Source organism: Obesumbacterium proteus (assembly GCF_001586165.1).
GTDB lineage: Bacteria > Pseudomonadota > Gammaproteobacteria > Enterobacterales > Enterobacteriaceae > Hafnia > Hafnia protea.
On record NZ_CP014608.1, the window covers coordinates 3647717 to 3671849 of the forward strand.

A 24133-nucleotide genomic window follows, 5' to 3' on the forward strand; every position below is an offset into this window, starting at 1 on the left:
AACAACAAAAATCCTCAAGAAACCGTTTTGAACGCGCGGATTTTTTGTAGGTGCTGCGACAAGCTTTTAAATTTATGCGTTTGCTGCTCATCCCAGATAATTTCATAGAACGGCTGCAAATATTCAGCGCTACGCTGGCTGTCTAGCACTTCATCGGTGCGAGAAAGCACGGCTAAACAGCGTTCGCGATTCTTCTCGCGGAAGTTTTCCACGCACTTGGTCGCAATATCCAAATACTCTTCCGGACGGTCAATCTTACCCGCCATGTTTTCCTGCGGGAACAAATTAGGATTGAACATTACCTGTCGAATACCGCACAGATAGCCAATACGCTCAGCCCAAAAACCGCCAAGGCCAACGCCGCAAATCAGCGCATGGCTATCGCCTGCCTGCTGAACCACTTTATCGACTTCTTTCAGCAGATGCTGCATATCGTGACGCGGATGACGGGTGCTGTAGCTAATTAAACGCACGTCGGGATCGATGAATTGCAGCTGCATCACTTTTTCGTGATTGCCCGGACTGGTGGAATCAAAACCGTGAAGATAAATAATCATGTTCTCACTGCTCCCAAAAAGCGGCAAACCCTCAGCCGCTTTGCGTTATTGTCATTTGAGCGTCGAGCTTATGCTTTGCTCTCTTCCCAACGCAGATGAAGTTGCTCCAGCTCTTGATGCGCCGCTTTCCAGCGCGGTGAAGCCATTAACTCTTCACGTGTAAATTTACCATTATGATACAGGGCGCTAACGCGTTCTGCGGTGATCGGTGCCAAATTATCTAACACGCTCACCGCGCCTGCGCGATGATTACACACCAGAATCATATCGCAGCCCGCATCTAGCGAGGCCTGTCCACGTTCGGCGTAGCTACCCATTACCGCAGCGCCTTCCATTGACAGGTCATCAGAGAAGATCACGCCGTTAAAGCCCAGCTGCTGGCGTAATACCTGCTTCAACCAATATGGTGAACCACTGGCCGGCAGGCTATCCGCCGCAGGATAAATCACATGAGCAGGCATAATCGCGTCGAGCTTGGCGCGCGAATTCAGCTGGTTAAAAATAACCATATCATGATTAATGATTTCTTCCAGCGGACGCGGATCAATTGGCGTTTCTTTATGTGAGTCAGCGGTGACTGCGCCGTGACCAGGGAAATGCTTGCCCGTGGTTTTCATGCCCGCTTCATGCATGCCATCGATGAAGCTTTCCGCCATACGAATCGCAATTTGCGGATCTTCATGGAAAGAGCGTTCTCCAATGGCTGCGCTGCCGTGGCCAAGATCCAAAACAGGTGCAAAACTGATATCGATATCCATCGCCATCATTTCGTTGGCCATCAACCAGCCCGCTTCCTGCGCTAATCGACGCCCTTCTGCATCGCTATTTATTGCGGCAAAAGACTGCGCCGCAGGCAGGCGCGTAAAGCCTTCGCGAAAGCGCTGCACTCGGCCGCCTTCCTGATCCACCGCAATCACCAGACGATTGCGTGACGCCGCACGGATCTGGCGCACCAGTTCGCGAAGCTGCTCGGCATCATGGAAGTTTCGGGTAAATAAAATCAGACCGCCTACCAGCGGATGCTGCAAAATCTCACGCTCTTCGGCATCCAGTTCATAGGCTGCCACATCCAACATTACAGGACCCACAGGGATTCTCCTTTATACCCGTCATACTTGAAGCTGCATCCGTGTTGGCTACGCCAATTATTCAGGGTGTATGTATTAGCTATATTATTGCGTGATGACGTGAGTTCACGCCGTCAGTGTTTTTATCGCGCCTACCGCATCTGTGCTACTTTCCCATTTTTAGCTGTGAAAGCAACAGATTGGCGGCCTCACGAAATGAATTCTGTTTTGATTGTTGCCAACGCACTTCATACCATAACCACGCCATATAATCGACGCGCGGCAGCCATTGCTCAACATGCTGTTGCAATTTTTCCGCATCGCAATAGCCTCCGGCCTGTACGTATCGCTGAGTAAAATCGTGGCGCTGTGCGTACTCCCAGCCGAAACTGCGGTACATAGCGGCCAGATCCAACGCAATATCGCCCACCGCGGCATACTCCCAATCAATCAACCGCAGACCATGATGCGTCAACACGATGTTGCCCGGATGAATATCCATGTGCAGCAAGGCGACTTTCAACGGCTGAGGGACATGGCGAGATTGCCAGTATTGATGAATTTTTAATCCTTGCGGCGTCATTCGCTGGGGGGAGCTTAGCTGGCGGTAGGATTGGCAATGACGGTGAAAATCTCGCGCCTGTCCGCAGGGCTTTATGTTATGCAGCGTAACGATTTTTTCGGCTAAATCTTGTAGGTGTGGCTGATAGGTTGTTTCGTTAAGCACCTCGCCCGACAGCCATTCAGTGACTAACCAGCCGTCGTGCAGCCCAAAGCTTTGCGGCGCGAGGTCATGGGCCGCCGCTAGCTGTAATGCCTGAGCCTCACGTTTGCGCTCAATGCCTAACTGCGTTTTTTCACTCGTTTGGGGACGAACCAAATAAGTGACACCGTCACTCAATTGCGCTTTCCAATTGATACCGGTTAAGCCTTCAACCGGTGAAAGTTGCCATTCCTGCGGCGCGACAGATGAAAAACAGCGGGCCAGAACGGCCCGCACAGAAATCAACGAAGGGTGAAAAGCATTCGACATAGAATCAGCGTGTCACGGCCCCATTGCCAGACCAGATAATCTCACCGGTCTGCACTAACATCAGCTGCATCGCGACTTTAGGTGACTGTACATCGCCTTCGACCGTGCTATACAGCACGTATTGAGCGTTAACAATGCGCGCCAAACCAATCGCTTTACGGCGGGAACCTAAGCTATCTTCGGCAGATAACCCCAGTGACTGTTTGGCACTGGTGACCTGATTGGCGGGAACCAGCGTAAATTTATTCCCCTGCTGCAATGCCTTTTTCAATTCGGTCGTCGCGTTTGCTACCTGCAAGCTACCGTTAGTTTGGTTTTGCACGTTATCCACCAGCAAAACGCTACCCGCGGTGACGTCCGGCGAGCGCAGCATCTGATTAATCAGTGGCGTTAGACTGGCGTTCCAGTTGAAGCTTTGCACCTTTGGCGGCGTTGGCACCGTAGTCACCGGTGGCTGTTCAGGCGGCGTGGTGGGTACCGTCACCGGCGGCTGAGTTTGCGTTGGCTTTTCTGGCTCGGTCGTGGTTTCACTGCCTTGATGAGTGATCGTTTGACAGCCCGCCAGCACCATTGCCGCGAATGTCACACCTAAAAGCTTCTTCATCATCCCTCTCCCATGAGGTTGTGGCTTAATTTATAGATAGAGGTAGAGGCGTACCTGTTTTGCTCGGGTATTGGCGCTTGTTGATTCCAAACGCACTTCTTGACCTGGGTTTAACTTAATCGTCCGCGGTGGTTCATGTGGGAAGATATCGAGGCCTTTGGCGTCATACCAATAGAAACGGTAGTTCAGCGTGACGGGCTGTTGTTCTTCACCATAGTTCACGACTGCGCGAGCTACAGGATAGATATCCCCTGAAGATACGGTTGGATTATCCGCTGTAACGCCTGCCGTGAGCACCGAAGGATCCATCACCACCCGCTGCCCATCGCTGACGGCGATATGGCTCGGCGTGCTACACCCTGCAAGTAATGCCAGCGGCAAGATCACCGTCAATGTACATCTGGATAATGAGAATCGCATAGCGGTGAACTCCAACTGAATATTTTCTGCCGAGCAAAACGAGGCAAAATGAGATTAACGAGCGAGCAACGGACCGAGTGAACGACCGCCCAGCAGGTGCATGTGGATATGATAAACCTCCTGCCCCGCATGACGGTTGCAGTTGATAATCAGGCGATAGCCGTCTTCGGCAATGCCTTCCTGCTGCGCAATTTTTGCCGCCACCGTAACCATTCGGCCCAGCGCCGCTTCATCTTCTGGCTTAACGTCATTCACCGTTGGGATCAGCTGGTTAGGGATAATAAGAATATGGCTAGGTGCCTGTGGAGAAATATCACGGAATGCAGTCACTAAGTCGTCCTGATAAACGATATCAGACGGGATCTCACGACGAATAATTTTGCTGAAAATAGTTTCTTCTGCCATGACGAATATCCTTTAGCAATCAATTGAGATAAAAATCTTGTGCTTGCAGTATGAGTAGAGCGAGCTCGGCTTTCAAGCCTGAGAGGGAGACAAATCATCAAGTGAGGGAAAATCAGCCGAAATAGCGCGGTCTGTCTCGCGATAAGTACTATTAGAGGGGCACCTCCGTGTGCCCCTGACGCTATCTCTCTAAAGCGGATCGACCTTCAAACACGAAACCGCATGGCGGAAACTTCCCTCCATTAACGGGCGCGTTAATGCACATTCTGGCCCAGCAATCGGACAGCGAGTGCGGAATACACAGCCAGAAGGTGGGTTAATCGGTGAAGGCAGTTCCCCTTCCAATAGCTGAATTTTTTTGTTGCGCTCTAAATCGGGATCGGGAACCGGCACTGCAGACATCAGCGCTTTGGTGTAAGGATGCTGAGGATTGTGGTACACCTCATCATAGGTGCCGAGCTCGACGGCGTGACCGAGGTACATCACCAGAACGCGGTCGGAAATATGTTTTACCACGGCAAGATCGTGCGCGATAAAGATCAGTGACAGCCCCATTTCTCGCTGAAGCTGTTGCAGTAGGTTAACCACCTGCGCCTGAATCGACACATCGAGCGCGGAAACCGGCTCATCACAAATAATCAGCTTGGGTTCCAAAATCAGTGCGCGGGCAATCCCGATACGCTGGCACTGACCGCCGGAGAATTCATGAGGATAGCGGTTAATCAGGTTCGGCAATAAACCCACTTTCATCATCATGTTTCTGACGCGATCTTTCACCTCGCTGCGCGCCATCTTGGGATGATATGTCCGCAGCGGCTCCGCAATGATTTCACCGATGGTCATGCGCGGGTTCAGCGACGCCAGCGGATCTTGGAAAATCATCTGGATATCGTGGCGAACGTCGTGCCAATGTTTGTCGTCCATCCCCAGCAGGCTCTTACCGAGCCACGCCACACGGCCATCGGTCGCTTTCACTAAACCGATTAATGCACGCGCCAGCGTTGATTTACCGCAGCCCGATTCACCCACCACGCCGAGGGTTTCGCCTTCATACAGGCGCAGCGTCACACCATCGACCGCTTTCAAGGTTTTGGCTGGCTGCCAGAACCACGCCTTGTTGTCTTTTATCTCGAAGTGAACCTTCAGATCGGCAACTTCGAGCAATACTTTTTTGTCTTCGTTGCTCATGCCAATTCCTCCACGGTTCTAAAACAGGCGCGTAAGCGCCCTTCACCAAACGATTCCAGCGGCGGCATTTGCATACACTGCTCAGTAGAGTGAGGACAACGCGGCTGGAATGGGCAGCCTTTCGGCAAGCGCAACAGATTAGGTGGATTACCAGGGATGGTTAGCAGAGATTCATTTTCGCCGTCTAAACGCGGAACTGCGTTTAGCAAGCCAATCGAATAGGGATGGCTAGGTGAATAGAATACGTCACGTGCTTGACCGTATTCCATGGTTCGCCCGGCGTACATCACCAGCACTTTGTCACAGATGCCCGCAACCACGCCCAGATCGTGAGTGATCATGATAATTGCGGTATTGAACTCGCTTTTCAGCTCATTAAGCAGCGTCATTATTTGTGCCTGAACCGTAACGTCCAGCGCGGTCGTAGGTTCATCGGCGATCAAAAGTTTAGGCCGACATAGCAGCGCCATGGCTATCATCACGCGTTGGCGCATACCGCCGGAGAATTCATGTGGGAACATGCGCATGCGTTTACGCGCTTCGGGCATTTTTACTGCATCAAGCATACGCACAGACTCTTCAAATGCCTGCGCTTTGCTCATGCCTTTATGCAGCATCAGCACTTCCATCAGCTGTTCACCGACACGCATATAAGGATTCAGCGACGTCATCGGATCTTGGAAGATCATCGCAATCTCTTCAGCGCGCAGTTTATTCAGCTGCTTCTCCGGTAGATTGAGAATTTCACGCCCGTTGAACAGCGCGGAGCCGCCGATACGGCCGTTTTGTGCCAACAATCCCATCAGCGCAAACGCCGTTTGTGATTTACCAGACCCCGACTCACCAACGATACCGAGCGTTTCACCCGCTCGCAGCGAGAAGTTTAAATCGTTGACCGCCGTGACATCACCGTCGTTGGTGGTAAAGGTGACGCGGAGATCTTTTACCGCCAGCAGTCGCTCTGCGCTTTTATCTGTTGTCATCATCGTAAACTCCTTAACGATCTTTCGGGTCGAGGGCATCACGCAGGCCATCGCCGATAAAGTTGAAACAGAATAGCGTCACAACCAGAAACGCAGCGGGATACATCAGCAGCCACGGAGAGACTTCCATCGAGTTGGCGCCATCGCTTAACAACGCGCCCCAACTGCTTAACGGTTCTTGAGTCCCTAGCCCTAAGAAGCTGAGGAAGGATTCAAACAAAATCATGCTCGGCACCAATAAAGACGCATATACCACCACCACGCCCAGCACGTTGGGAACAATGTGTCGAGTGACAATTTTGCGTGTGGATACACCGCCCACCAGCGCCGCTTCGATAAACTCTTTGCGCTTCAGGCTCAGCGTTTGTCCACGCACGATACGCGCCATGTCCAACCACGACACCATGCCGATCGCCACAAAGATCAGCAGGATATTTTGCCCAAAGAAGGTCACCAGCAAAATCACGAAGAACATGAACGGGAAGGAGTTGAGGATCTCAAGCAGGCGCATCATCACTGAGTCGGTTTTGCCACCCACGTAACCGGCCATCGCGCCATACAAGGTGCCAACGACCACCGCAACCAGCGCGGCCGCAATCCCTACCATCAACGAAATACGGCCACCAATCGCCACGCGCACCAGCAAATCACGCCCGGAGGAGTCAGTGCCAAAGTAGTGGCCTGACTCCATATCTGGCGCCGATGACATCATTCCCCAATCGGTATCGTCATAGGCAAATTGCGACAGCATCGGGGCAAAAATCACAAATAGCGCGATCAGGCTTAGTACAAACAGGCTCGCCAACGCGGCGCGGTTATGAACGAAACGGCGGCGCGCATCCTGCCACAGGCTGCGCCCTTCCACTTCCAGTTGCTCACCGAAGTTTTCGACCACCTGCGCATTTTTTTATTCAGTAACATCTGCGATCTCCCGAATCAGTAACGGATTTTCGGATCGATGACGGCATAAAGCACATCGACAATCGCGTTAAACAGGATGGTCAGCGCGCCAACCAGAATGGTTAGGCTCAACACCAAGGAGTAGTCACGGTTCAGCGCACCGTTAACAAACAGCTGGCCGATACCCGGCAATCCATAAATAGTTTCGATAACCATCGAACCCGTAATAATACCGACGAAGGCTGGGCCTAAATAAGAGAGCACCGGCAACAGCGCGGGCTTCAATGCATGGCGCAAAATAATGCGACGCATCGGTAAGCCTTTCGCCCGCGCGGTACGAATAAAGTTGGAATGCAGAACTTCAATCATGGAGCCGCGGGTAATACGCGCGATGCTGGCAATATAAGCCAATGAAAGTGCCACCATCGGCAAAATCATAAACTTGAGCGCTCCACCGCTCCACCCGCCGCCTGGTAGCCATTTCAGCTGAATGGCAAAAATTAGCACCAATAACGGCGCAACCACGAAACTGGGTATGACAATACCGGTCATGGCCACCCCCATAACCGCATAATCCCATTTGCTATTTTGTTTTAACGCCGCCAGCACGCCCGCCGTCACACCAAAAACCACCGCCAATAAAAATGCGGCAAAACCTAATTTGGCAGAAACAGGAAACGACGCACTCACTAAATCATTAACGGAATAATCTTTATATTTAAACGAAGGGCCAAAATCACCGTGGCCTAATTGCACTAAATAATGTCCGTATTGTTTCCAAATAGGATCGTTGAGGTGATATTTCGCTTCAATATTAGCCAGAACTTCTGGCGGCAAAGCGCGTTCACCGGTAAATGGGCTACCCGGCGCTAAGCGCATCATGAAGAATGAAATGGTGATCAGGATAAAAAGCGTCGGTATCGCTTCAAGCAAGCGCCGAAAGATAAATTTTAACATTGCCCTAGCCCTGCACTTCAGCCTTATGGCTGATTATATTTTTGAAAAGCGGTGAGGTTATCCCACCGCTGCTACTTCTATATCAATTATCAACACCGCAGCCTTATTTGCTACGGCGTTGATAAGTTTAGATATATTAGTGCTGAATAATGTACAAGTTTTTATCGTATACGTTATCTTGCGGATCTTTACCGGTATAACCGCCCACATACGGTTTCACCAGACGCGCATTGACGTAGTAATAGACAGGGACAATGGCAGAATCTTTATCAAGCTGCTGTTCAGCCTGTTGATAAACGGCGGCTCGCGCCTCTTTGCTGCTAGTTTGCAGTGCGCCAGCCATGATTTTATCGAAGGCCGCGCTCTTATAATGCGGGGTGTTACTGCTGCTGTCAGACAGCATCATGTTCAGGAATGAACTTGGCTCGTTGTAATCCGCACACCAGCCCGCACGCGAAACATCGTAAGTGCCCTGATGGCGGGTATCCAAGAAGGTTTTCCACTCTTGGTTTTCCAGCTTAACGTTCACGCCCAGATTTTTCTTCCAGATAGACGCTGCGGCAATCGCCAATTTTTTGTGCAGATCCGAAGTGTTGTACAACAGGTTAAACGTCAGTGGCTTATCTGGGCCATAGCCCGCAGCGGCAAGCAGCTTCTTAGCTTCTTCGTTACGTTTTTCCTGTGACCAACCAAACCACTCTGGCGGTGTTAACTTAGCGCCATCGGTATATGGCGGCGTGAAACTGTAGGCTGGCAGGTCGCCTTGGTTTTTGACTTTATTAACGATGATATCGCGATCCATCCCTAACTTGAGCGCCTCACGCACACGCTCATCGTTAAATGGTGGCTTCTGGTTATTTATTTCATAGTAATAAGTACATAAATACGGATCGGCTTTAACTTCCTGAGGGATCTCTTTTTTCAACTTCTGGAATAGTTCGATCGGCATATTATTATAGGTGACATCAATTTCGCCGGTACGGTAGCGGTTAACGTCGGTCACTTCAGAAGCGATAGGCAGGAACGTGACTTTATTAATAACGGTTTTCGCATTGTCCCAATATTCAGGGTTACGCTCTAAAACAATACGTTCGTTAACGACCCAATCTTTTAATTTATAAGCGCCGTTGCTCACGTAGTTTTCTGGCAGCGTCCATTTGTCGCCAAATTTTTCCACCACGGCTTTGTTGACCGGTTTCATCGCGTAATGCGACGTCATTTCAGCTAAATATGGTACAGGTTCGGTTAACGTAATTTGGAAGGTTTTATCATCAAGCGCTTTCACGCCTAGCGTTGATTTATCTTTTTTGCCCGAAATAATGTCATCTACGTTTTCGACGTGAGCGTATTGCAGATAACTGGCATAAGGCGATGCGGTTTTAGGATCAACAATACGCTGCCAGCTATAAACAAAATCTTCTGCGGTAACAGACTGGCCATTTGACCATTTAGCATCCGGGCGAATATGGAAAGTCCATACTTTAAAATCTTTATTATCCCAACTCACCGCCGTGCCAGGGATAGTTTTCCCCTGAGGATCGTGCTGGGTTAAACCTTCCATCAAGTCATTAGTGACGTTGTTTTCAGGCACGCCTTCAATTTTATGTGGGTCCAATGACTGAACTTCAGAGCCGTTATTTTTAACCAGCTCCTGCTTAGCGGCCAGTTTTACACCGGCAGGAACATCCGCCGCCTGCACCTGAGCAATGCTAAACATGCCCAATGCCGCCATAACGCTTACGGCCAGTAAATTCTTTTTGATGTGTTTGCTCATTGTATACCCACTCCCCTTTAATAAGATGTCCATTAGGACATGCCAACATTTGTTAGCTTTATGGCCACACCGACAAGGAACGAAGTTGTCGGCGTGATAGGTGGTTTTAAAACGTCATTACCCTTTCAGATCTAGAACTTTTACTGACAACAATCTTTGACTCAGGTCAGACGTCGAAATATTCAGCAAAACTTTTCTATAAATACTTCAGCACAAAGTTTTCTCATCAACGATGAGTGCAGTGATTATGCCCAGAAGCTAACAGATGGTTAAAATCACTGCTAATTATTTTTATAGAAATGTTACGCAATTCTCTTTATTGAAACGCTGACCTTCTGACAGACTGCACTGAGGGAGGGGAAAGATCAATGATAACTCGCTGATATAACATAATATCTTTTCTTAAAGCTAAGTTATAAAGCGAATCATTCAGGCTTGAGAAAAGTTATGAAGTAATGCATCGTTAAATTAACAAATGTAAGCAGATTCAACCATTGATGATCTTATGAGCATTCAATAAGCCCACGAATAATGGGTTTCAGCAGAATGTTATGATGTGATTTTCTGAACAAAATTTGTGCTTATTACGTCAATAAATCATCACGGAAGTAAAACAAACTTATTGAAATAATGCAGATTTATGGCTGAAACGCTGAGCAGCAAGCCATTGAGAGAAATATGCTACCCAGTTAAAAAAACCGCCATCGGCAGCGCCGACAGCGGTTTCATCAGGTGGCTATATTTGCTGGATTGGCTGGTCTATAACAGGCCGGGGAAAATAGATCGTAGGCCTGTGACAATAAATTCAATGCCTAACGCCATTAATAGCAAACCCATTATTCGCGTGATGACGTTAATACCGGTTTGCCCTAACAGACGAACCAACAACGGCGCAGCCCTAAACAGTAGCCAGCAACAAAACGCGAACAGAATAATGGCCAAAGAAAAACCGAGCAGATTTTGCCAGCCATGGTAACGAGAGCTCCACACTATTGTTGAGCTGATTGCGCCGGGCCCGGCCATTAATGGCAACGCCAGCGGTACAACGCCCACGTTTTCTCGGATTGCGGTTTCTGATTTTTCTTGTTTGTTCTGCTTATCTTCGCCCAGCTTCCCGCTAATCATCGACATCGCAATGGTCACCACCAAGATCCCACCCGCAATGCGGAAGGAATCAATCGAGATGCCAAAGAACATCAGTATTGAATCGCCCAGCAATAAAGAAGAGATCAAAATGATGGCAACCGACGTATTCGCCGTCAGGTTGGTTTTGTTGCGCGCTGCAACCGCCTGATAGCTCGTCATACTGATAAACACCGGCAGAATACCCACTGGGTTTACCAATGCGAAGAGACCAACAAAAAACTTAATGTAACCAGATAAATCCAGCAAAGACTGGCTCACCATGCTCTCCAAAACCATGTTAATAACGCGACTGTCATTCTTAACATTGTCACGAGCAAATCAGCGTGGTGAACAATGTTAGCAAATCACGATAGAGTGATACGTTCTTGCGGCGTAATGTAATGGAAATAATGGCCCCGATCTATGCTCAATGTACTAATTTCTTACTGCATTTAATCGGAAGCGCAAAAAGAGGCTCATTGTTGCAAAAATGTTTTATTTTATCGATACTTCGCTGCAAAATACGGCTCTTTTAGTTGTTAATGATAAAAGCTCTCAACACCACATTGCTGAAAGGTGTCAGCTTGACATTTTTGTGAGCTATATCACAAAACAACTACCTAAGAATGGGTAAGCTCAGAGTCACAGTAAAGGCCTGCTATTATCGTCTGGCCCACTGATTAGCAGAAAGCCAAACCGTTCATGTTTAACACAGGCTTTACTTCTCCACTGCTAGCTAAGCTGTTTTAGCAAATCAGCCAACGGGAACTTTTCAGTAAGTGAAGTTTCTGAAAGAGAGCACATTTATCTGTCTATACTTGTTGCTTGTGCGGCTCATTGACTAAAAAAGTTTAACATTATCAGGAGAGCATTATGGCTGTAACCAATATCGCTGAACTAGATGCGTTAGTAGCACGTGTTAAAAAAGCCCAGCGTGAGTTTGCCAATTACACTCAAGAACAAGTAGATAAAATCTTCCGCGCCGCCGCTCTGGCAGCTGCTGATGCCCGTATCCCATTGGCTAAATTAGCCGTTGAGGAATCAGGTATGGGTATCGTGGAAGACAAAGTGATTAAAAACCACTTTGCATCCGAATATATCTATAACGCCTACAAAGATGAAAAAACCTGTGGCATCCTGTCTCAGGACGACACTTTCGGTACTATCACTATCGCTGAACCTATCGGTATCATCTGCGGTATCGTACCGACCACTAACCCAACGTCTACGGCCATCTTCAAGGCATTAATCAGCCTGAAAACCCGTAACGGTATCATCTTCTCTCCGCATCCTCGTGCCAAAAACGCCACGAATAAAGCCGCGGATATCGTTCTGCAAGCTGCTATCGCAGCTGGTGCACCAAAAGACATCATCGGCTGGATCGATCAGCCTAGCGTTGAACTGTCTAACCAACTGATGCATCACCCTGACATTAACCTGATTCTGGCCACCGGTGGTCCGGGCATGGTTAAAGCGGCATATAGCTCTGGTAAACCTGCTATCGGCGTTGGTGCTGGTAACACGCCGGTTGTTGTTGACGAAACTGCCGACATCAAACGTGTTGTTGCTTCTATCCTGATGTCTAAAACCTTCGACAACGGCGTAATCTGTGCTTCAGAACAGTCTGTTATCGTGGTTGACTCTGTATATGATGCAGTACGTGAGCGTTTTGCGACTCACGGCGGCTATATGCTGCAAGGTAAAGAATTGAAAGCCGTTCAGGATATCATCCTGAAAAACGGTGGCCTGAACGCAGCCATCGTAGGTCAGCCAGCCACTGAAATTGCAAAAATGGCCGGCATTACCGTTCCAGCAACCACCAAGATCCTGATTGGTGAAGTGAAAGTTGTTGATGAGTCTGAGCCATTCGCTCATGAAAAACTGTCTCCAACGCTGGCAATGTACCGCGCTAAAAACTTTGAAGAAGCCGTCACTAAAGCTGAGAAACTGGTAGAGATGGGTGGTATCGGCCATACCTCTTGCCTGTACACCGATCAGGATAACCAACCTGAGCGTGTGAACTACTTCGGCGAAAAAATGAAGACTGCACGTATCCTGATCAACACCCCTGCTTCTCAGGGTGGTATCGGTGACCTGTATAACTTCAAACTTGCTCCATCTTTGACTCTGGGTTGTGGTTCTTGGGGTGGTAACTCCATCTCTGAAAACGTCGGGCCTAAACACCTGATGAACAAAAAAACCGTGGCGAAGCGAGCAGAAAACATGTTGTGGCATAAACTTCCGAAATCTATCTACTTCCGCCGTGGCTCTCTGCCAATCGCGCTGGATGAAGTAGCATCTGACGGTGCAAAACGTGCCTTCATCGTGACTGACCGCTTCCTGTTCAACAACGGTTACGCAGATCAGATCACCAAAGTTCTGAAAGGTCACGGGATCGAAACTGAAGTCTTCTTCGAGGTTGAAGCTGACCCAACGCTGAGCATCGTGCGTAAAGGTGCTGAGCTGATGAACTCCTTCAAACCAGACGTGATTATCGCGCTGGGCGGTGGTTCACCAATGGACGCAGCTAAAATCATGTGGGTGATGTACGAACATCCAGAAACTCACTTTGAAGAACTGGCACTGCGCTTCATGGATATCCGTAAGCGTATCTACAAATTCCCTAAAATGGGCGTGAAAGCGAAAATGATCGCCGTCACCACCACTTCAGGTACCGGTTCAGAAGTGACTCCGTTCGCCGTGGTAACCGATGATGCAACCGGCCAGAAATATCCATTGGCTGACTATGCATTAACACCAGACATGGCAATCGTTGATGCGAACTTAGTGATGAACATGCCAAAATCACTGTGTGCGTTCGGTGGTTTGGATGCCGTAACTCATGCTCTGGAAGCTTACGTTTCTGTCCTGGCTAACGAATACTCTGACGGTCAGGCTCTGCAAGCGCTGAAACTCCTGAAAGAAAACCTGCCTGCAAGCTACCATGAAGGGGCTAAAAACCCAGTTGCTCGTGAACGTGTTCACAATGCGGCAACTATCGCGGGTATCGCATTTGCCAACGCCTTCTTGGGTGTATGTCACTCCATGGCCCACAAACTGGGTTCTGAGTTCCATATCCCACACGGCTTAGCAAACGCCCTGCTGATTTCTAACGTTATCCGCTATAACGCGAACGATAACCCAACTAAACAGACTGCATTCAGCCAGTATGACCGCCCTCAGGCTCGTCGTCGCTATGCTGAAATCGCAGACCATTTAGGTCTGAGCGCACCGGGCGACCGTACTGCTGCGAAGATTGAAAAACTGTTGGTATGGTTGGATAGCATCAAGGCAGATCTGGGTATTCCAGCATCTATCCGTGAAGCTGGCGTTCAAGAAGCAGACTTCTTGGCTAAAGTTGACAAACTGTCTGAAGATGCGTTCGATGACCAGTGTACCGGTGCGAACCCGCGCTACCCACTGATCTCTGAGCTGAAGCAAATTCTGATGGATACTTTCTACGGCCGTGAGTTCAGCGAATCACACGAAGTTGAAGCTGTAAAAGCACCTGCGGCTAAAGCTGAGAAAAAATCTAAGAAATAATTAGATTCTCTAATGTAAAAATCCACCTCTTGAAGAGGTGGCTTTAAATGGGGCCCCCTAAAAGGGGGCCTTGTTCGTTTTAATCCTGTAATAACGCCATTTGCTGTTCGTATTCTTGGTCTTTCTTATCCTGATGCCTCACGTAGCGCCTGATAATTTCTTCGTTCACTCCAACTGTGTCGGCAAAATATCCCCTCGCCCAAAAATGATTACCCCACAGCTTCTTTCGTATATGCGGAAACTTGTTGTAGAGACGAATAGCGGTGCGCCCTTTCAGGACGCCCATCAGCGTTGAGATCGAGAGTTTCGGTGGGATCATCACGACAAGATGAACATGGTCTGGCTGAACATTCAGTTCAAGTACCTCACAATCTTTCATATTGCAAAGTATATAAACTGAGCGATAAAGTTCTTTACCTACCGCCCCTGCTAAAACCTTGTAGCGATACTTTGGCGTCCACACCAAGTGATATTTGCAACGCCAGAATACATGTGCTGAACTTCTATAACTGCTCATGTCAGTGATTTCCTTCTTACTTGTGGTGAGTAAGCTGGAATTTTCTGGCATGGGCTTCCTTCAGGCTATAGCCTCACAGGGACAATCACCACCTCCCGAGGAGGTGGTTTAAAGCTGACAATAAAAGCCCGCCACTGGCGGGCTTTTTTGTGCCTATTGAATACCGCGCTTCACCCAATACATTTCTATCCTCTATCAGAGGATGGAAAGGCATATCGCACGTTCACGAGATTAAACATCCAACTCCCCCACTCCACGCAGCAATATTCAGTCCGCATCGCAAACCTTACTGAGATTAAAAATTAGGCGTTAGGGAAATGAAATATAATGGAAGACATTGCGGGATACGACGCCAGTACATCACCATCGGTACTGAAATATGGTGAGAGTAATGTTAGACAATGTACAAACTTGGACTGGAGGGATGGGTTTATCATTCAGCACACGCCCTGAGACGGCGTGTGCATCAATATCTATACTCTATCTATAGTAGGCAGCAACCTACGCGAGTATCACGCTAGCGCGTCTTTATAATGCTTACGGCAGACGGAGACATAGCTTTCATTACCGCCAATCACAACCTGCTCGCCATCCTTTAATGCTTTACCGTGCTCATCTAGACGAAGCACCATATTCGCTTTGCGTCCGCAATGGCAAATCGTTTTAAGCTCAACCAACTTATCAGCCCAGGCTAATAGGTATTGGCTTCCCCCAAACAGCTCACCACGAAAATCTGTTCTTAGTCCGTAGCATAATACAGGGATATCCAAACTATCCACGACATCAGAAAGTTGATTAACCTGATCTTTAGTCAGGAATTGGCATTCATCCACTAACACGCAGTTGACTGGTAAAAGATCATTTTCCTGCCGAATCATTTCGAACAAAGGTGTTTCACTATTATAAAGTTGAGCCTGTGAACTCAGACCAATACGTGAGCTCACCTTTCCCACACCAAAACGATTGTCAATTTCTGCGGTAAACACCAGCGTGCGCATTCCTCGTTCCTGATAGTTATAGGAAGATTGAAGTAACGCCGTTGATTTGCCTGCATTCATTGCTGAATAATAAAAATATAGTTGTGCCACAACCTGCTCTAAGCCCCATATAGAATCGCGTAACTAGCCAGATTTTATCACAGGCAACGCACTGATGATGGCATAAAATTATGAAAAAAAACGTCTAGCCAATCGCGTTATTCTTAAAGCCTGAATCTATATCAATATCTGATAAAACAATATTTTGTCTAAAAATGCGAGGGACACAACACTCTGTTAAGAAATGATGTTACATCAAACTCTGATTTTGCTAATTGATGGGATCGTTACTATAAAGGGCTTTAGCACCCTAGGGAAGGTGCGAACAAGTCCCTGATATGAGATCATGTTTGTCATCTGGAGCCATGGAACAGGGTTCATCATGAGTCATCAACTTACCTTCGCCGACAGTGAATTCAGCAGTAAGCGCCGTCAGACCAGAAAAGAGATTTTCTTGTCCCGCATGGAGCAGATTCTGCCATGGCAAAACATGGTGGAAGTCATCGAGCCGTTTTACCCCAAGGCTGGTAATGGCCGGCGACCTTATCCGCTGGAAACCATGCTACGCATTCACTGCATGCAGCATTGGTACAACCTGAGCGATGGCGCGATGGAAGATGCTCTGTACGAAATCGCCTCCATGCGTCTGTTTGCCCGGTTATCCCTGGATAGCGCCCTGCCGGATCGCACCACCATCATGAATTTCCGCCACCTGCTGGAGCAGCATCAACTGGCCCGCCAATTGTTCAAGACCATCAATCGCTGGCTGGCCGAAGCAGGCGTCATGATGACTCAAGGCACCTTGGTCGATGCCACCATCATTGAGGCACCCAGCTCGACCAAGAACAAAGAGCAGCAACGCGATCCGGAGATGCATCAGACCAAGAAAGGCAATCAGTGGCACTTTGGCATGAAGGCCCACATTGGTGTCGATGCCAAGAGTGGCCTGACCCACAGCCTAGTCACCACCGCGGCCAACGAGCATGACCTCAATCAGCTGGGTAATCTGCTGCATGGAGAGGAGCAATTTGTCTCAGCCGATGCCGGCTACCAAGGGGCGCCACAGCGCGAGGAGCTGGCCGAGGTGGATGTGGACTGGCTGATCGCCGAGCGCCCCGGCAAGGTAAGAACCTTGAAACAGCATCCACGCAAGAACAAAACGGCCATCAACATCGAATACATGAAAGCCAGCATCCGGGCCAAGGTGGAGCACCCATTTCGCATCATCAAGCGACAGTTCGGCTTCGTGAAAGCCAGATACAAGGGGTTGCTGAAAAACGATAACCAACTGGCGATGTTATTCACGCTGGCCAACCTGTTTCGGGCGGACCAAATGATACGTCAGTGGGAGAGATCTCACTAAAAACTGGGGATAACGCCTTAAATGGCGAAGAAACGGTCTAAATAGGCTGATTCAAGGCATTTACGGGAGAAAAAATCGGCTCAAACATGAAGAAATGAAATGACTGAGTCAGCCGAGAAGAATTTCCCCGCTTATTCGCACCTTCCTTAGTTTAACGAACGAAGATGCATCCAAATATGCTAAATGGCTTGATAAGAGACGACATATTGTTATTCCTAACATAGTCGAAGAGGTTAGAACAGGGACAGCAACCGATTTAGTAAGAGAGAATACAGTTCTGGCCGTTGGACGGTTGTGTGAGCAAAAAGGCTTTGATCTTCTATTAAAAGCATGGAATATAGCAAACACAACAGGCTGGAATCTTAAAATTATAGGTGAAGGAAATGATAGGGAATATTTACAGCAGTTAATTAAAGATTATGGTATCTCTAATGCATCTCTAGTCGGATTTAAAAATAATCTTGACAGTGAGTATGCATCTGCAAAAGTATTTATTTTATCGTCTAGATATGAAGGGCTTGGGATGGTGCTACTCGAAGCTTTATCTCATGGTTTAGCTTGTATTAGTTTTGACTGTCCAGCAGGGCCAAAGAGCATTTTATCTAAGAATAATGGTATTCTTGTGCCCGCCGGCGATGTTAATAAGTTAGCTATTACGATTAGCGAACTTCTTAGTGACAATAAACGTATTAAAAAATATTGCAGTATTGGACCAAATAGCATTGACAAATATAAAAAGGCTAATGTGCAAAACTCATGGCTGAAACTTATTAAAATGGTAAATAACAATGCAATATGATTTAACCTTCATCACTAACATTCCAGCATTTTATAAAGTAAATCTATTTAATAGACTTAATGAGTTTCTAAAAATAAAGGTTATTTTTATTTCTAAGACATCAGAAATAAGAAGTGATGACTTTTATGGCCGTGAGTTGGCGTTTGATCATATTTTTCTGTCTTCAACGCCGTATGAAAATAGAAATAAGCTGCAGGTATTACTCTTTCTTGCAGGGGGAGTTATTAAAAACTAAAAGTAAGTTTTTTATATTTTCCGGGTGGGAAACAAAAGAGGCTTGTTTATGTTCTTATCTTACACCAAAAAATAAAAATGCAATTGTAGTAGAGAGTAGCGTACTTGAATCTGAATTATCGGGTATAAAGTTTTTTTTGAAAAAAAATATTTGAACAGAATGAGTATAGGATTACCATCTGGACTACTTCAAAAGTCAGTTTTATCGGTGCTTAATTTTCAAGATGATATTTTTATCACTCACGGAGTCGGCATATCAAATTATACCCGAGATGATTTTTCAAAATGCATTGAGACAGAGAAAACTAATAACGGGTTAGATTTTTTATATATTGGTAGATTATCGCCAGAAAAAAATTTGAATCTTCTAATTAAAGCATTTAATGATCTATCCCATAGACTTACTATAGTTGGCTCTGGCCCACAAGAAAGAGAATTACAAAAACTAGCAAAAAGCAATATTTTATTTCTTGGGTATAAAAATAATTCAGATCTGGCTTCAGTTTTTAAAGACTCAGATGTGTTTATCTTACCGTCACTTTCTGAGCCTTGGGGGCTAGTTGTAGAGGAAGCTTTAATCTCTGGAGTTCCTGTTCTTGTCAGTGACAAAGTTGGTTGCAAAGATGATTTAGTGACAAATGACGTTGGGCTAGTCTTTGAGGCGGAAAGTATAAATAGCTTATTAAACGCGATACATGAAATAGAAAAAAACATTCTATTCTATAAAAATAATCTAAAAGAGAAAAATTATTCTTATTTGAGCAAGAAGCAACTTAATGTGTATGGATCATTGATCGGCAAGAACATTTAAATGAAAACTAAAACAATAAAGGATTTTTTTAACTACGCGATAGGTGATTTATTTGTCAAAGGATTCCTTTTCATATCACTGCCGTTACTGTCAAGGGTTATGAATCCTATTGAATATGGAAAACTATCGCTTGTTAATTCAGCAATAATGATTTTGTATGTATTTATGAGTTTAAACACGCAAAATGCAATCATGAATAGATTTATGAAAGATGAGGGGGATTTTTCTGGATATCTTGGGAGTGTTATCATTGGATTGTTGCCGTTTCAGATATTACTAATGTTGTTATCACCACTCTATGTGGGATATTTATCTCCATTACTTGGTATTAATGTTTCTGATTTATATTGGGTATTGTCAATTTGTTTCCTGCTTTCATATATATATATATATACAAGTTATTTGCAAGGAGCTAGAAAAAGTAGAGAGTTTGTAAAAATAAATGTAATAAGCAAAATTTGTGAGATTCTATTTATTTTTACATTTGCATTTTTACTAAAAAATAATCAGTATCTCTCAAAAATATACGCGCAAGCTATAATTAATATAATTCTTTCTGTTTATGTTGTATGCCAATTTAGAAAAATAGCAGTATTTAGATTCAATAAAGCTTATTTTATATCTGCCGTTCTATTTAGTGCTCCATTGATATTCCATGTTCTCTCTAATTCTCTACTTTCACAAGCTGATAGACTCATCATTAATAGCCTTTTAGGAACATTCGAAGCAGGGATTTATTCCTTCGCATATAATTTGGGTATGTGTATTATTGTTGTTGTCATGGCTTGGAACTCTTCATGGCAACCAAAATTATATGCTTTAATAAAGAATGGCGAATTTGATAAGATAAAAAAGACAACTGCAGCAAGTACATTCTTCATTTTTATGTCAAGTTCATTTGCAATGCTTTTTTCAAAAGAGTTGGTAATGCTGTTCGCTGGTAAAGAATATTATTCCGGAATAAAAATAATTCCTATCATCATAATAGGGAATGCATTGATTCATAATTATTTAACATACGTCAATTTTGTATTTTATGAAAAAAAATCAATGCTAATATCTATTGGAACGATTGCTGCACTTGTCGCTAATATAGGGTTAAATTATATCCTTATCCCTGTTATTGGAATTGATGGCGCTGCATGGGCTACAGTGGCCTCATATTTTTTACTTGCATTATTTCATTACTCAATTGCAAGAGTGTTTTTGGATATAAATGTTATTTCTATAAATTTGCTTTTTAAGTTTACGATAGGGCTAATATCAATATATTTTATAAATAGCTATATTGAATTAATGGCTACTTCCATATCAATATTAATTAGATTGTCAATTGTTATTATTATGTCGTATTTTTTTATCAATAGAAAAATGTATCTTTGGTTTAAAGACTAATTATGAATATATATTATATTTATGTATTATTACTTTCTATGCTTGGCTTAATTGATGTATCCACGAAAAACTCGAAAAATGCAATTGTATTATTACAAGGGATACTAATTGTTTTTTTTGTTGGATTTAGATATAAAATTGGTATCGATTGGCTGTTTTATTACAATCTCTATACAGGCAGTCCAACGTTGCTGGCTATAGAGCCTGGGTTTAATGCTTTAAGTAATATATTTTATTTTCTAGATATTAATTATTGGCTATTTCAAGCGTTTATAACAATAGTGGTTTTTTTTGCGTTGCTGAAATTTTTTAGATATTACACTGATAAATATGTTTTCTGTTTAAGTGGATTTTTTATATTATCTTTTGGATTTAACGCAGAAGCAATTCGACAAGTTTTAGCTTTAGCAGTTGTATGTCTTGGATATGTTCAATTAATAAATAGAAATTATAAAGCTTTTTATTTATATGTGCTTTTGGCTGCTTTATTTCATGTTTCAGCACTGATTGTTATAATCGTTCCGTTATATTTAAAAAATAAAAACTGGACGAAGATTACAAGGTTTGCATGTATAATTGGCACGCTATCATTGTTGATTGATTTTTACTTTATAGACTACTTGATCGGTTTTTTTTCAATGATTTCTGAGAATCGGTTTGTTGAAAAAATATTATGGTATGGGGATAGCAGTAACGCAGGTTCGGTACTTACTTTTAGTTTGATTTTTAAAATATTAGTTATGATATGTTATGAGTTAACCTTGATAAAATCTAATGGAAAAGAAAATGATAACAAAATAAATGAAAATTTTATTTTATCGCTAGTATATATTTTATTATTTATAGATATTTTCCTCGGCCGATACGGCACAATCAGCAGTAGACTAGATGTATACTTCACACCTGCTTTTTTGATTTTAATCATATACATGCTTAATCGAGTAAAGTTTCATGGACGAGTATTTATATATATAATTTTTTTAATTTTGTTCTTTGTGATTTTTTATCGTTTTACGGAAAATTCTTATTTCAAAGAACAGTTCGAGCCCTATAGAAATTATATTATATCTTCAGTAATCTATGATGATAGCTATCATCGTGAGGAATCGGTGAAGCAGTTTTGGGTGGAAAAGGGAAATTAATGAAATTATTGATTAATGCGTCGAATCTTTACGTTGGCGGTGGAGTTCAAGTTGCCATATCTGTCATTGAAGAAATGACAAGTCTCAGTATTGACTTCATAGCGGCAGTATCTCCTCCTGTATACACACAATTGTCAAGTGACGCAAAATCTCAGTCTTATTTAATTATCGGTTCACCTTCAGGTATATTTAATTTTTCTTCGCGACAGAAATTAAATAAGCTGGTTGCTAGTAACAAAATAACACATGTTTTCACTGTGTTTGGACCTAGTTATTGGACTCCAAAAAACATCAAGCATCTTGTCGGATTTGCATTACCTTGGTAGATCTATGATACAACGGAAGTTTACAAAAAGGTCAGCTTAAAAATAAAAATTAAGATGAAGATGCTAGAATATATTCAGCCTTATTTTTACAAAAAAAATGCTAACGCGATCGTTTGCGAAACTGAGGATGCAAAAGAACGAATATCTACTTTGTTAAAAACTAAGAATATTTCATTTTTTACGGTAAAAAATACAGTATCTAGTATCTTCTCAAATAAAGGAACATTTGATTATAGTGTTTCTAACAAGATAACCTATCAAAAAAGTGATATTCTGCTACTTACTATATCGCATGATTACCCACATAAAAATCTACAAGTAATATCTGCGCTACTTGATCTATTGCCGAATATTTATAAATTTGTTCTAACTGTGGATTCTTCATTTTTGAACAGAATTCGAGAAGATATGCGGCATAGAATCATTCCCCTTGGATCTGTCATGAATAATCAATGTCCACCTTTATATGAGCGGTGTGATGCTATGTTTTTACCTACATTTCTGGAATGTTTCAGCGCCTCATATCCTGAAGCTTTCTATTGTGGTAAGCCTGTGATTACTTCAGATAGAGGTTTTGCGCATACAGTATGTGGTGATGCTGCAGCGTATTTTGATCCTTTAGATCCAAATTCAATTGCAAGTGCAATTCGCAGGGTTTTTGCTGACGGAAAGTATAAAGATACCTTAGTTAATAATGGGAAAATTCGGCTAGACTTGCTACCAAGTTCACGTGATAGAGCCATAGAATACATAGAAATATTGCGTTCATTATGAATTCAATAGAGCATGTTCTTACTGCTTATTGTAAGTTGCATATAGCTAAGCATTAATGAACTACGGAATAGAATGTCATCAGTGCGGATGATATATTTCATTGTATTATCGAATATAAAATAGTTTCTAATTGAAGGGTTTATGATGTTTAAGAATAAAGTTTTGTTAATCACTGGTGGGACTGGATCGTTCGGTAATGCAGTGTTGCGGCGCTTTCTTGATACGAATATTGGAGAAATTCGCATTTTTAGCCGCGATGAAAAAAAACAAGATGATATGCGGAAAAAGTATAATAGTCCAAAGCTAAAGTTTTACATCGGCGATGTTCGTGATTATTCAAGTATTCTGAATGCTACGCGTGGCGTTGACTATATATATCATGCAGCTGCTTTAAAGCAGGTCCCCTCCTGTGAATTTCATCCAATGGAGGCGGTTAAAACAAACGTTCTCGGCACTGAAAATGTTCTTGAAGCTGCAATAGCAAATGAAGTGAAGCGCATTGTTTGCTTAAGTACTGATAAGGCTGTTTATCCTATTAATGCGATGGGAATTTCAAAAGCAATGATGGAAAAAGTCATCGTGGCTAAGTCAAGAAATGTAGATAAGACAAAAACGGTGATTTGCGCTACTCGTTATGGAAATGTAATGGCGTCACGAGGCTCTGTGATTCCACTTTTTGTTGATCTTATTAAAGCTGGTCAGCCACTGACAATTACAGATCCTAATATGACTCGTTTTATGATGACCCTTGAGGATGCAGTTGATCTAGTACTTTACGCTTTCGAGCATGGTAATAATGGTGATATTTTTGTTCAGAAAGCACCTGCCGCAACAATTGAAACACTCGGAATCGCATTAAAACAGTTGCTTAGTGTTCCTGAGCATCAGATAAATATTATCGGTACTCGCCATGGTGAGAAACTTTACGAAGCATTGTTAAGCCGTGAAGAAATGCTTGCAGCAGAAGATATGGGCGATTACTTCCGAGTTCCACCTGATCTGCGAGACCTCAATTATGGAAAATATGTTGAGCATGGTGATAAGCGTATCGCAGAAGTTGAGGATTATAACTCACATAATACTGAACGTTTGAATGTTGAATCTATGAAAGCTTTGCTCCTAAAACTACCATTTATTACTTCACTTGCAGCTGAGAAAGAATACGAACTGGACGCATGA

General features: G+C 44.3%; 24 protein-coding genes. 10 read left to right on the forward strand and 14 right to left on the reverse strand.

What is annotated here, in order from left to right; translation table 11 throughout:
* Nucleotides 1-14: 14 nt before the first annotated feature.
* From ycfP to DSM2777_RS17345, 12 genes are all read right to left on the reverse strand, one after another.
* Entirely contained in the window at nt 15-557 is a 543-nt protein-coding gene (gene ycfP / locus DSM2777_RS17290; protein ID WP_046459610.1) for an alpha/beta hydrolase YcfP, read from the reverse strand.
* 68 nt (nt 558-625) lie between these two features.
* Entirely contained in the window at nt 626-1645 is a 1020-nt protein-coding gene (gene nagZ, locus DSM2777_RS17295; RefSeq protein WP_103009623.1) for a beta-N-acetylhexosaminidase, read from the reverse strand.
* A 145-nt stretch (nt 1646-1790) separates the two neighbouring features.
* Nucleotides 1791-2657 (reverse strand): phosphotransferase, encoded by an 867-nt coding sequence (locus DSM2777_RS17300; protein WP_061554675.1) that lies wholly within the window; start codon nt 2655-2657, stop codon nt 1791-1793.
* Nucleotides 2658-2661: 4 nt separating this feature from the next.
* Nucleotides 2662-3261 carry a penicillin-binding protein activator LpoB gene (gene lpoB / locus DSM2777_RS17305; protein ID WP_046459611.1) on the reverse strand — a complete coding sequence of 200 codons (600 nt, stop codon included), beginning with the start codon at nt 3259-3261 and terminating at the stop codon, nt 2662-2664.
* A gap of 30 nt (nt 3262-3291) precedes the next feature.
* Nucleotides 3292-3681, reverse strand: a complete 390-nt coding sequence (locus tag DSM2777_RS17310; protein WP_046359044.1) for a YcfL family putative periplasmic lipoprotein — start codon at nt 3679-3681, stop codon at nt 3292-3294.
* Between the two features lie 54 nt (nt 3682-3735).
* A complete protein-coding gene (gene hinT, locus DSM2777_RS17315; protein ID WP_025801190.1) occupies nt 3736-4086 on the reverse strand; it encodes a purine nucleoside phosphoramidase in 351 nt (116 codons plus the stop codon).
* A gap of 189 nt (nt 4087-4275) precedes the next feature.
* On the reverse strand, nt 4276-5274 hold the full coding sequence (oppF, locus tag DSM2777_RS17320; protein WP_061554676.1) for a murein tripeptide/oligopeptide ABC transporter ATP binding protein OppF: 999 nt from the start codon (nt 5272-5274) through the stop codon (nt 4276-4278).
* Nucleotides 5271-6260 carry an ABC transporter ATP-binding protein gene (gene oppD, locus DSM2777_RS17325; RefSeq protein WP_025801188.1) on the reverse strand — a complete coding sequence of 330 codons (990 nt, stop codon included), beginning with the start codon at nt 6258-6260 and terminating at the stop codon, nt 5271-5273. Before oppD ends, oppF begins: the two co-directional genes overlap by 4 nt.
* A gap of 10 nt (nt 6261-6270) precedes the next feature.
* On the reverse strand, nt 6271-7152 hold the full coding sequence (gene oppC, locus DSM2777_RS17330) for an oligopeptide ABC transporter permease OppC (protein ID WP_061554677.1): 882 nt from the start codon (nt 7150-7152) through the stop codon (nt 6271-6273).
* A gap of 41 nt (nt 7153-7193) precedes the next feature.
* Nucleotides 7194-8114: an oligopeptide ABC transporter permease OppB gene (oppB, locus tag DSM2777_RS17335; protein WP_061554678.1), complete on the reverse strand. Its 921-nt coding sequence runs from the start codon at nt 8112-8114 to the stop codon at nt 7194-7196.
* A gap of 136 nt (nt 8115-8250) precedes the next feature.
* A complete protein-coding gene (gene oppA, locus DSM2777_RS17340; RefSeq protein ID WP_061554679.1) occupies nt 8251-9888 on the reverse strand; it encodes an oligopeptide ABC transporter substrate-binding protein OppA in 1638 nt (545 codons plus the stop codon).
* A gap of 759 nt (nt 9889-10647) precedes the next feature.
* The gene (locus DSM2777_RS17345; RefSeq protein WP_025801184.1) at nt 10648-11292 is read right to left on the reverse strand and encodes a YchE family NAAT transporter; all 645 of its coding nucleotides are present in this window, start codon (nt 11290-11292) and stop codon (nt 10648-10650) included.
* A 594-nt stretch (nt 11293-11886) separates the two neighbouring features.
* Here DSM2777_RS17345 and adhE point away from each other — a divergent pair.
* Complete coding sequence (adhE, locus tag DSM2777_RS17350) at nt 11887-14556, forward strand: bifunctional acetaldehyde-CoA/alcohol dehydrogenase (protein ID WP_061554680.1); 2670 nt, start codon at nt 11887-11889, stop codon at nt 14554-14556.
* A gap of 79 nt (nt 14557-14635) precedes the next feature.
* Here the strand turns inward: adhE and tnpA are convergent, their stop codons facing one another.
* Nucleotides 14636-15073 carry an IS200/IS605 family transposase gene (tnpA, locus tag DSM2777_RS17355; RefSeq protein ID WP_043495692.1) on the reverse strand — a complete coding sequence of 146 codons (438 nt, stop codon included), beginning with the start codon at nt 15071-15073 and terminating at the stop codon, nt 14636-14638.
* Between the two features lie 512 nt (nt 15074-15585).
* Entirely contained in the window at nt 15586-16161 is a 576-nt protein-coding gene (locus DSM2777_RS17360) for a thymidine kinase (protein ID WP_046459638.1), read from the reverse strand.
* A 331-nt stretch (nt 16162-16492) separates the two neighbouring features.
* Between DSM2777_RS17360 and DSM2777_RS17365 the strand changes: the two genes are divergently transcribed.
* The 9 genes from DSM2777_RS17365 (at nt 16493) to DSM2777_RS17400 (ending at nt 24133) form a co-directional block, all read left to right on the forward strand.
* On the forward strand, nt 16493-17473 hold the full coding sequence (locus DSM2777_RS17365) for an IS5-like element IS5 family transposase (RefSeq protein WP_000019402.1): 981 nt from the start codon (nt 16493-16495) through the stop codon (nt 17471-17473).
* A gap of 220 nt (nt 17474-17693) precedes the next feature.
* Nucleotides 17694-18272, forward strand: coding sequence for a glycosyltransferase (locus tag DSM2777_RS17370; protein ID WP_335340657.1), 579 nt, complete (start codon nt 17694-17696; stop codon nt 18270-18272).
* Complete coding sequence (locus DSM2777_RS24190; RefSeq protein WP_061554682.1) at nt 18262-18507, forward strand: hypothetical protein; 246 nt, start codon at nt 18262-18264, stop codon at nt 18505-18507. The genes DSM2777_RS17370 and DSM2777_RS24190 overlap by 11 nt, the downstream gene beginning before the upstream one ends.
* Nucleotides 18508-18666: 159 nt before the next feature.
* Nucleotides 18667-19317: a glycosyltransferase gene (locus DSM2777_RS24195; RefSeq protein WP_061554683.1), complete on the forward strand. Its 651-nt coding sequence runs from the start codon at nt 18667-18669 to the stop codon at nt 19315-19317.
* Nucleotides 19318-20712, forward strand: coding sequence for an oligosaccharide flippase family protein (locus DSM2777_RS17385; RefSeq protein ID WP_061554684.1), 1395 nt, complete (start codon nt 19318-19320; stop codon nt 20710-20712). It begins immediately after the preceding gene.
* A gap of 2 nt (nt 20713-20714) precedes the next feature.
* A complete protein-coding gene (locus DSM2777_RS17390) occupies nt 20715-21854 on the forward strand; it encodes an EpsG family protein (RefSeq protein WP_061554685.1) in 1140 nt (379 codons plus the stop codon).
* Entirely contained in the window at nt 21854-22180 is a 327-nt protein-coding gene (locus DSM2777_RS24555) for a hypothetical protein (RefSeq protein WP_156088336.1), read from the forward strand. The genes DSM2777_RS17390 and DSM2777_RS24555 overlap by 1 nt, the downstream gene beginning before the upstream one ends.
* A 54-nt stretch (nt 22181-22234) precedes the next feature.
* Nucleotides 22235-22954: a glycosyltransferase gene (locus tag DSM2777_RS17395; protein ID WP_156088335.1), complete on the forward strand. Its 720-nt coding sequence runs from the start codon at nt 22235-22237 to the stop codon at nt 22952-22954.
* 144 nt (nt 22955-23098) lie between these two features.
* Nucleotides 23099-24133 (forward strand): polysaccharide biosynthesis protein, encoded by a 1035-nt coding sequence (locus tag DSM2777_RS17400; RefSeq protein ID WP_061555427.1) that lies wholly within the window; start codon nt 23099-23101, stop codon nt 24131-24133.

What these genes read in the sequence shown, in the direction of transcription:
- ycfP (WP_046459610.1), bottom strand. Translation starts at nt 557, where the DNA reads ATGATTATTTATCTTCACGGTTTTGATTCCACCAGTCCGGGCAATCAC.
- DSM2777_RS17300 (WP_061554675.1), bottom strand. Translation starts at nt 2,657, where the DNA reads ATGTCGAATGCTTTTCACCCTTCGTTGATTTCTGTGCGGGCCGTTCTG.
- lpoB (WP_046459611.1), bottom strand. Translation starts at nt 3,261, where the DNA reads ATGAAGAAGCTTTTAGGTGTGACATTCGCGGCAATGGTGCTGGCGGGC.
- DSM2777_RS17310 (WP_046359044.1), bottom strand. Translation starts at nt 3,681, where the DNA reads ATGCGATTCTCATTATCCAGATGTACATTGACGGTGATCTTGCCGCTG.
- hinT (WP_025801190.1), bottom strand. Translation starts at nt 4,086, where the DNA reads ATGGCAGAAGAAACTATTTTCAGCAAAATTATTCGTCGTGAGATCCCG.
- oppF (WP_061554676.1), bottom strand. Translation starts at nt 5,274, where the DNA reads ATGAGCAACGAAGACAAAAAAGTATTGCTCGAAGTTGCCGATCTGAAG.
- oppD (WP_025801188.1), bottom strand. Translation starts at nt 6,260, where the DNA reads ATGATGACAACAGATAAAAGCGCAGAGCGACTGCTGGCGGTAAAAGAT.
- oppB (WP_061554678.1), bottom strand. Translation starts at nt 8,114, where the DNA reads ATGTTAAAATTTATCTTTCGGCGCTTGCTTGAAGCGATACCGACGCTT.
- oppA (WP_061554679.1), bottom strand. Translation starts at nt 9,888, where the DNA reads ATGAGCAAACACATCAAAAAGAATTTACTGGCCGTAAGCGTTATGGCG.
- adhE (WP_061554680.1), top strand. Translation starts at nt 11,887, where the DNA reads ATGGCTGTAACCAATATCGCTGAACTAGATGCGTTAGTAGCACGTGTT.
- tnpA (WP_043495692.1), bottom strand. Translation starts at nt 15,073, where the DNA reads ATGAGCAGTTATAGAAGTTCAGCACATGTATTCTGGCGTTGCAAATAT.
- DSM2777_RS17365 (WP_000019402.1), top strand. Translation starts at nt 16,493, where the DNA reads ATGAGTCATCAACTTACCTTCGCCGACAGTGAATTCAGCAGTAAGCGC.
- DSM2777_RS24190 (WP_061554682.1), top strand. Translation starts at nt 18,262, where the DNA reads ATGCAATATGATTTAACCTTCATCACTAACATTCCAGCATTTTATAAA.
- DSM2777_RS24195 (WP_061554683.1), top strand. Translation starts at nt 18,667, where the DNA reads ATGAGTATAGGATTACCATCTGGACTACTTCAAAAGTCAGTTTTATCG.
- DSM2777_RS17385 (WP_061554684.1), top strand. Translation starts at nt 19,318, where the DNA reads ATGAAAACTAAAACAATAAAGGATTTTTTTAACTACGCGATAGGTGAT.
- DSM2777_RS17390 (WP_061554685.1), top strand. Translation starts at nt 20,715, where the DNA reads ATGAATATATATTATATTTATGTATTATTACTTTCTATGCTTGGCTTA.
- DSM2777_RS24555 (WP_156088336.1), top strand. Translation starts at nt 21,854, where the DNA reads ATGAAATTATTGATTAATGCGTCGAATCTTTACGTTGGCGGTGGAGTT.
- DSM2777_RS17395 (WP_156088335.1), top strand. Translation starts at nt 22,235, where the DNA reads ATGAAGATGCTAGAATATATTCAGCCTTATTTTTACAAAAAAAATGCT.
- DSM2777_RS17400 (WP_061555427.1), top strand. Translation starts at nt 23,099, where the DNA reads ATGTTTAAGAATAAAGTTTTGTTAATCACTGGTGGGACTGGATCGTTC.